Origin of the sequence: Corallococcus sp. AB030, assembly GCF_003668965.1 — a bacterium.
Lineage (GTDB): Bacteria > Myxococcota > Myxococcia > Myxococcales > Myxococcaceae > Corallococcus > Corallococcus exiguus.
In genome coordinates this window covers 1-8,264 of sequence record NZ_RAWQ01000307.1, presented here as the reverse complement: position 1 = coordinate 8,264, position 8,264 = coordinate 1, and the positions used below count along the sequence as shown (strand labels likewise).

The following is an 8,264-nucleotide window of genomic DNA, read 5'->3' as shown; positions in this document are numbered from 1 at the left end:
GGACTTGGGAAGAGACGCGGGGGTTCAGAGGGAGCGGAGTCCTGCGGCCGCTGCGCACGGCCGGCGTTCGTGCTCCGCGCTCCGGTCAGCAAGGAGCGCATGGGCACGATGGGCGTGGGCGCGGGGACCTCTTCCTCCTCACGCATCACTCCGGCCCGGCGCACGACGGGCGTGGGCGCGCGCTCCTCGTCCTCCGTGAGGGAGGTGGGGCGGCGCACGATGGGCGTGGCCGCCGGCGGCTCGTCTTCCGGCAGGGGCCGACGCACGACAGGCGTGGGCGCGGGGGCCTCTTCCTCGGAGGCCGGCCTGCGCACGATGGGCGTGGGGGCGCGTTCTTCCTCCTCGGAGGCCGGCCTGCGCACGATGGGCGTGGGCGCGGGGGCCTCTTCCTCGGAGGCTGGCCTGCGCACGATGGGCGTGGGGGCGCGTTCTTCTTCCTCGGAGGCTGGCCTGCGCACGACGGGCGTGGGGGCCGGCGTGCTCGTGTCGTCTTCTTCCACTTCCACCGGCCGGCGCACGACCGCCGTCGCTCCGGAGGAGCCATCCTCGGAGGCGCGGGCCTCCGCATCCGAATCCCCGGCGTCGTCCCCGCTGACATCCTTCAATCCGAGGGCCTTCACCAGGGGACTCGTCACCATCTCCGTGGGCGGAGCCGGCTCCGAGCCATGGCCTCCCAGCGGTTCCGGCTCCTCTTTCTTCGCGGTGTCGTCGGTCGTCTTGGGCGCGGCCGCGGGCTCCGGAGGCGGCGTGGCTTCCTTGCTCGCGGGGGCCGGAGCGGCCTTTGCGGACTCGCGCAGCGGCAGGCCCATGACCATGGGCACTTCGTCCGGCCGCATGTCCGGCTCGGTCTTGACGAGCCGGGTGTCCATCCCGTCGTCCAGGGCCATGCCCATCACCACGGGCGCGTCCTCCGCGCCATCCTTCGCGGGGGGCGGGGCGGCTTCGTCGGAAGCGGCCTGGGCCGCGGGCTTCGCGGGCTGCCTGGCCGCGACCGCGGGCTGGGACGCTTCCGGCATGCCCAGGCTCGCGAGGCGGTTCGTGGGCGTGCCCGTCATCGTGACGTCGGGCGGTTCGCTGGCGGCTTCGACCGGGACGTGGCCGCGCTTCTCCAGCAGCGAATCGTAGAGGTCCAGCAGCTGGCCCCGGATGAGGCCCGCGTCCAGCACCTTCTCCGCGAACGCGCGTCCGGCCTTGCCCAGCGCCACGCGGCGGGGCACGTCGCGCGCAAGGTCCAGGATGCGCTCGGAGAGGGCGCGGGCGTCGCCCGGAGGGAAGAAGACGGCCGCCTCCTTCGGAATCAGCTCGCGGGTGACGGGCAGGTCCGCGGCGATGACCGGCCGGCCGGCGGCCAGGTACTCAGAGACCTTGGCCAGCGGTCCGCCCTGGAGCCGGTTGCGCTCCGAGTCGTCCAGCGGCAGCACGCCCACGTCCGCCAGCGCCAGCACCTTGACCAGGTCGTCGTGCACGACGGGCGGCTGGAAGTCGACCTTCTCCTTGATACCCAGGTCGTTGACCAGGTCCTCCAGGTGCGGCTTCCAGTCCGGATGGTGCGCGCCCACCAGCGTCAGGCGCACGTCCACCTGCTGGGCCGCGAGCGCCGTGGCGCGCAGGAGGGTGGGCAGGCCCTGCCAGCCCACGTGGCTGCCCAGGTACATCATCCTGAGGGGCGAACCGTCCGGGGCGCCGAGCACCTCCGGGTCGTACGGCTTCAGGTCCACCGGCGCGCGAATTGTCCGGAGCTGGTCCTCCGCCGCGCCCAGCCCCTGGATGAACGCGCGCGTCGTCTGCGAGCCGGTGACGACGAGGTCCGCGTTCATCAGGCAGAACAGCTCCTGGCGGCGGATCTTCGACAGGAAGCGGCGGTCGCCGTCCGTCTGCGGATGGGTGTAGCGCAGCTCCTGTGAGGGGAACGTCTGCGCCTCATAGATGAGGCGGTAGCCGTAGTCCGCCTTCAGCTCGCACAACGCGTACCCGCCGAAGGGGTCCGTGAAGTGGGCGAGGGCGTAGTCCTCGCTTTCTAGCTGGCGGCGAACGGCCCGTTCAAAGGACTGGATGCGCGACGCCAGGTCCCCGGAGCCTACCGGGACGCGGAGCAGCCGGGCGCCCTGGTACTTCTCGATATGGGAGTGGTCGGGCGTCTTCGCCGACAGCACCACCACGGAGAAGCGATCAGGCAACGCCTTCAGATACTCGGTCAGTCGGCGTGAGGAGCCAGACGGGCCGGGGATGACGTCAAAGCTGCACAGGAGAAGTCTGGGCAGGTCGCTCAAGCGGTCGCAGGATACTTGGACCGGGGTGAGGTGTCATCGGTCGTGACGGAAGTTGAAGGGGGTCGGCGGAACAACACATCCCGTGACGGATGCGTTGACCCCCTGTATGCCGCGTCATAACGAGGCGAGGTGTCCATGGATGAGCGGAAGGGCGTCACCGTGAGCTACCTGCGGCAGCTGGCCCGGAAATACCTCCGGGAGGGAGCTGGCGCGTCCCGCGGGCGGGAGCTGGTCACCTCGCTGGCCGAGCGCATTCCCGCCCTGGGGCGGCTCGCGCGCATGGCCGGCCTGGCGACGTCCCGGCGCGGCTCCGGTGACGTGGGCGGCGAGGAGCGGACGCTGGATTCCGGCCCTGCGGATTCCCGCTCCGCCAAGGGGCCGACCCCCGAGTCCGTGCCCCTGCCTTCGCCCGAAAGTGCCGCCGCGCCGCAGGCACGAGAACTTTCCGAGGAGCCCATCACGGAGCCCAGCGGCGGCCCCAAGACGCGGCCCGCGCGCGTGGTGACGTTCCCCGCCCGCGAGAAGGCGCGCCGCGACCCGGAAGACGAGGCCACGGTGTCCCTGTCGCCGGAAGCGCCCACGCCGCGCCCGTCGAGTTCTCCCAAGGCAGAACAGCCCGCCGCCGCGCCGCCCGCGCCCGCGAGCGAGCCGCCGCACGCCGCCGAGCCCCTGGTGGAGGGGTTCTTCGTGACGAAGATGGCGGGGGAGAAGGAAGCGCGCCGCCACCACCTTCTGGAGGAGCAGGCGCCGCGCCTTCCTCCGGCGGACGCGTCGCCCGAGCGCAACGAGCACCTGGCCATGCTGCCCCTGGACTACCAGGACGACGCGATGGTGCTGCTCGCGAGGGATCCGCACACGCTCTTCGTCTTCTGGGACTTCAGTGACGCGAGCCGGGGCCGGGCACTGGACGACCTGCCGGCGCCGCGCGCGGTGATGAAGGTGTTCGACGGCGAGGGCTTGTCGCGCGAGGTGGATTTCGCGCTGGAGTCGCGCAGCTTCTATCTGCAGGGCATGACGCCCGGGCGAACGTACCGGGTGGAGGCGCACTTCGTCGGTTCGGATGGCCGGTCGCGCCGCATTGGACATTCGTCCAATCGGGCCACGCTGCCGCCCGCGGGACCGTCGGCGGACACGTCCATCCGGTTCCTGCGCATGCCGCCTCCGCCGGTGGTGGACCGGTCGCGCGAAGCTGTCCCCACCGCGGCGTCCGTGCGCGTCCCTCGGGTGGAGGAGCGCGAGTACGTCACCTGGCGCCGGGTGCAGCTGCCGGGGAGCGCCGGGTTGGCGGACGTGCCGGAGGTCCACCGTGAGCGCACCGAGGCTTATGTCGATGCGCCGCGCGTCCCTGGGGCTTCGGACCAGCGCTACGCGGAAGAGGCCTATCTAGAGAGCGCGCCGCGTGCGCCGGGGGCTTCGGACCAGCGCTACGCGGAAGAGGCCTATCTAGAGAGCGCGCCGCGTGCGCCGGGGGCGTCCGACCAGCAGTATGCGCGCGTGGGGGAGGCGACGCTCGGTGAGGGCGCGGTGCTGGCCCCGTCTCGCCCTCCCGGGGCGTCGGATCAGCGCTACCTGGACGTGGAGCGGGCTCCGGGTGCTTCGGACCAGCGCTACGGTGGAGACGTCGCGGGTCCTTCGTACCTGGAGGTGCCGCGCGCTCCGGGTGCTTCGGAGCAGCGGTACGGTGGAGACGTGGTGGGCACTCCGTATCTGGAGGTGCCGCGCGCGACGGGCGCTTCGGATCAGCGCCACGGTCAGGCGCTGCTGCCGGGCGGCGTTTCGGAGTACCGCTATCTGGACGTGCCGCGTGCACCCGGCGCTTCGGACCAGCGGTACGTGGCGGGAGGGCAGGGGACCCAGGGCGTGCAGCGTGCGCCGGGGACTTCGGACCAGCAGTACCTCACCGTGCCTCGTGCCGCGGGCGCTTCGGATCAGCGGTATCTGACCGTGCCTCGCGCCGCGGGTGCGTCGGACCAGCAGTACTTGAGCGTGCCTCGTGCCGCAGGGGCTTCGGACCAGCAGTACCTCACCGTGTCGCGTGCGGCGGGCGCTTCGGATCAGCGCTACCTGTCCGTGGATCGCGCCACGGGCGCGTCGGATCAGCAATACCTGACCGTGCCTCGGGCGGTGGGCGCATCGGATCAGCGCTACCTGTCCGCGGATCGCGCGACGGGCGCATCGGATCAGCCTGGTGCGGCCGGGCGCTCGGATGCCTGGTCTCCGGAGTCCCCGACCTCACGGGGTGACCTGCTCGAAGCACGGGACCTCTCGTCGACATCGTCTCCAGTGGGCGCCGAGGGTTCGTTCCCGTCCGGTCCATCGATGCACGGCGCGGCCACCACGGATTCGTGGCGGCCCACGGAGCCGGAGCCTCCCAAGGACCCGTGGGCCTTGAGCGTGGCGCGCGGTCCCTCCGCGTCCGAACAGCGTGCCCTCGACAAGGCCCGCGAGGCCGCGCGACGGGCCGCACTGGCCTCCGTTTCCGCGAGCCCCTCGCCCGCGAAGGCCGAGGCTCCGCGCACTGCGCCCGCGCAAGTCGAGGCTCCGGCCCCGAAGGTGGAGACCCCGGCGGCTTCGAGCGCCGTGGCTCCCAAGTCGGACGCCGCGAAGTCCCCGCCCGCGAAGGCGGCCCAGAAACCACCGGAGCCCAAGCCCTCGGGCTCCAAGTCCTCCAAGTCCCGGCCCTCGCGCCGTGGACGGAAGTGAACCCGCACGGCCTCTCCGACCGACCTATGAGCCTGGGCTCCCTCGCGCTGGTCCTTCACGCGCACCTGCCGTTCGTTCGCCACCCCGAGTACGAAGACTTCCTCGAGGAGGACTGGCTCTACGAAGCCATCTCCGAGACGTACCTGCCGCTCTTGCGCGTGTTCGACAGACTGGTCGAGGACCGCGTCCCCTTCCGGGTGACGATGACGCTCTCGCCCACGCTCGTGTCGATGCTCAACGACGACCTGCTGCGGGAGCGCTACGCCCGCCGGCTGGACTCGCTCTGCGAGCTGGGCGCCCGCGAGGTGCACCGCACCCGGGACGACTCCACCTTCCACCCGCTGGCCGTCTTCCACCGCGACCACTTCGAATCGCTGCGGCTCGCGTACCACAACCACTACCGGCGCGACCTGGTGGCCGCGTTCCGCAGGCTCCAGGACTCCGGCCACCTGGACATCCTCACCTGCAACGCGACCCACGGCTTCCTGCCGCTCATGCAGCAGACGCCGGAAGCCGTGCGCGCGCAGGTGACGGTGGCGGCGAACCACTACCGCCAGAACTTCGGCCGCGACCCCGCCGGCATCTGGCTGGCCGAGTGCGGCTACTACCCGGGCCTGGAGCGCATCCTCTCCGCCGAGCGCATCCGCTACTTCTTCGCGGACACGCACGCGCTCACGGACGCCACGCCCCGCCCGCTGCACGGCCCCTACGCGCCCATCTTCACCGAGCCCGGCGTGGCCGCCTTCGCGCGCGACCCGGAGAGCAGCCAGCAGGTCTGGAGCACCGAGCACGGCTACCCCGGCGACCCCGTCTACCGCGAGTTCTACCGGGACATCGGCTGGGACCTGGACCTGGACTACATCCGGCCCTTCATCCAGCCCACCGGCGACCGCAAGAACACCGGCTTCAAGTACTTCCGCATCACCGGCAAGACGAACGACAAGCAGCCCTACGACCCGGCCGCCGCCCGCGAGCGCGCCTGGGTCCACGCGGGCAACTTCCTCTTCAACCGCGAGCGCCAGTTCGAATACCTCGCGTCGCGCATGGGCGGCCGCAAGCCCGTGGTCGTCGCGCCCTATGACGCGGAGCTCTTCGGCCACTGGTGGTTCGAGGGTCCCCACTTCATCGACGCCCTCATCCGCCAGGCCGCGCGCAACCCCAGCCGCATCCAGCTCATCAGCCCGCTGGACGACCTGCGCGAGCACCCGGAGAACCAGGTGGCCACGCCGCCCCTTTCGTCCTGGGGCGCGGGCGGGTACGCGAACATGTGGTTGGACGGGACCAACGACTGGATCTACCGGCACTTGAACCACGCCGCGCGGCAGATGGTGGAGCTGGCCCGGGACTTCCCGGACGCGTCGTCCCTCAAGCGCCGGGCGCTGAACCAGGCCGCGCGCGAGCTGCTGCTGGCGCAGGCCTCCGACTGGGCCTTCATCATGAAGACCGGCACCATGGTGGACTACGCCGTGCGCCGCACGAAGGAGCACCTGCAGCGCTTCCTGCGCCTGCACGACCAGGTGCGCGGTGGAACCATCGACGAGTCCTGGCTGTCCCACGTCGAAGGACGCAACAACCTGTTCCCCGAGCTGGATTACCGCGTCTACCGGCCCGGTTGAGCGGTTCGGGAACAGGCGGCCGGGCTGGGGGTTCACCTTCCGTCACCGGACACGGTCGTTCCGGTTGCGGGGCTTCGTTTCCGCTTTAGGTTGAGGAAATCCATGACCCACACGCTCCCTTCGTCCCGTCGCAAGCTCGTGGCCGCCGTGCTGGTGTTGGCGTCGCCCACGCTCGCCCTCGCGCAGGCTCCCGCACCCCAGCAGCCGGCCGCGCCCAAGACGCAGCAGGCGGCCTCCGGTCAGGCTGGCAACCTCCAGCCCGCCACGCGTGAGGCCCAGTCGCTGGCCTCGCTGGCGCCCCTGGTGGAGTCGGTGAAGTCCGCCGTGGTGAACGTGGACGTGCAGGCCCGTCCGGAAGTGCCGGAAGGCATGGAGGACAACCCGCTCTTCGACCGCTTCTTCGGAGGCAACGGGCGGGGCCGCGGCGGCGGACGCAGCGAGCGCGAGCAGATCCGCCAGGGCGCCGGGTCCGGCTTCATCATCGACCCCAAGGGCCTGGTGCTCACCAACAACCACGTCATCGAGGACGCGGTCACCATCACCATCCGCCTGGACGACGGCCGTTCGTTCTCGGGCGAGGTGGTGGGCCGCGACCCGCTCACCGACGTGGCCGTGGTGAAGATCAAGGAGAAGGTGGATCAGCTCCCCGCCGTGAAGCTGGGGGACTCCGACGCCGTGCGCGTGGGTGACTGGGTGCTGGCCATCGGCAACCCGTTCGGTCTGGCCTCCAGCGTGAGCGTGGGCATCCTGTCCGCGCGCGCCCGGGAGATTGGCGCCAGCGTTTACGACGACTTCCTGCAGACGGACGCGGCCATCAACCCCGGCAACTCCGGCGGCCCGCTCTTCAACATGAAGGGCGAGGTGGTGGGCATCAACACCGCCATCGTCGGCGGCGGCACGGGCATCGGCTTCTCCGTGCCCAGCAACCTCATCAAGGCGCTGCTGCCTCAGCTGGAGAAGGAGGGCGCCGTCACGCGCGGCTGGCTGGGCGTGGGCATCCAGCCCCTCACTCGCGAGCTGGGCCAGGCGCTGAAGTTGTCGGTGAGCGAGGGCGCCATCCTCACGCAGATCACCCCCGACTCCCCGGCGGCGAAGGCCGGGCTCAAGCCGGACGACGTGGTGGTGGCCGTGGACGGCAAGCAGGTGCGCTCCGACAGCGACCTCACCCGCACCGTGGCGCTCAAGAAGCCCAACACCGTCGCGACGCTGACCCTCTACCGCGACGGCAAGAAGCAGGACGTCAAGGTGACCATGGGCACCCGGCCGGACCTGGAGGGCCTGTCCAAGAAGAAGCCGGGGGCCACCGACGAGCAGGACAGCTCGCGCCGCGTGGGCGTGTCCCTGCAGGACCTGGATGCCCGCACGGCGTCCCAGGCGGGCTTCACCGAGCGCGCCGGCGCGCTCATCACCGACATCGTCCCGGGCTCGCCCGCGGACCGCGCGCAGCTGACGCCGGGCATGCTGGTGGTGGAGGCGAACAAGAAGCCCATCGCGAGCGCGAAGGAGCTGGCCGCGGCCATCCGCGCCGCGCCCAAGGGCAGCACGCTGCTGCTGCGCGTGGCCGGCCCTGGCGGCGGACGCCTGCTGCGCGCGCTGACCGTTCCTTGAGCTGGGGATGAGCGTCAACTACGTCTCGTTGGGTGACAGCACGGCGGTGGGGGTGGGGGCGTCGCAG

The 8,264-nt window shown here is 71.3% G+C and carries 4 protein-coding genes; 3 read left to right on the top strand and 1 reads right to left on the bottom strand.

Going from position 1 to position 8,264, the window contains the following annotated elements; translation table 11 throughout:
• Positions 1–2,177: glycosyltransferase family 4 protein (locus tag D7Y15_RS46170; RefSeq protein ID WP_233605279.1), on the bottom strand; the 2,177-nt coding region annotated here is incomplete at its 3' end.
• Positions 2,178–2,405: 228 nt separating this feature from the next.
• Between D7Y15_RS46170 and D7Y15_RS40685 the strand changes: the two genes are divergently transcribed.
• The 3 genes from D7Y15_RS40685 (at position 2,406) to D7Y15_RS40675 (ending at position 8,197) form a co-directional block, all read left to right on the top strand.
• Positions 2,406–4,973, top strand: coding sequence for a DUF4912 domain-containing protein (locus tag D7Y15_RS40685; protein ID WP_121755943.1), 2,568 nt, complete (start codon positions 2,406–2,408; stop codon positions 4,971–4,973).
• Between the two features lie 26 nt (positions 4,974–4,999).
• Entirely contained in the window at positions 5,000–6,589 is a 1,590-nt protein-coding gene (locus tag D7Y15_RS40680) for a glycoside hydrolase family 57 protein (RefSeq protein WP_121755942.1), read from the top strand.
• A 102-nt stretch (positions 6,590–6,691) separates the two neighbouring features.
• On the top strand, positions 6,692–8,197 hold the full coding sequence (locus D7Y15_RS40675; RefSeq protein WP_120581170.1) for a trypsin-like peptidase domain-containing protein: 1,506 nt from the start codon (positions 6,692–6,694) through the stop codon (positions 8,195–8,197).
• Positions 8,198–8,264: the final 67 nt, after the last annotated feature.

Coding starts and splice junctions, on each gene's coding strand:
- D7Y15_RS40685 (WP_121755943.1), top strand. CDS start 2,406: ATGGATGAGCGGAAGGGCGTCACCGTGAGCTACCTGCGGCAGCTGGCC.
- D7Y15_RS40680 (WP_121755942.1), top strand. CDS start 5,000: ATGAGCCTGGGCTCCCTCGCGCTGGTCCTTCACGCGCACCTGCCGTTC.
- D7Y15_RS40675 (WP_120581170.1), top strand. CDS start 6,692: ATGACCCACACGCTCCCTTCGTCCCGTCGCAAGCTCGTGGCCGCCGTG.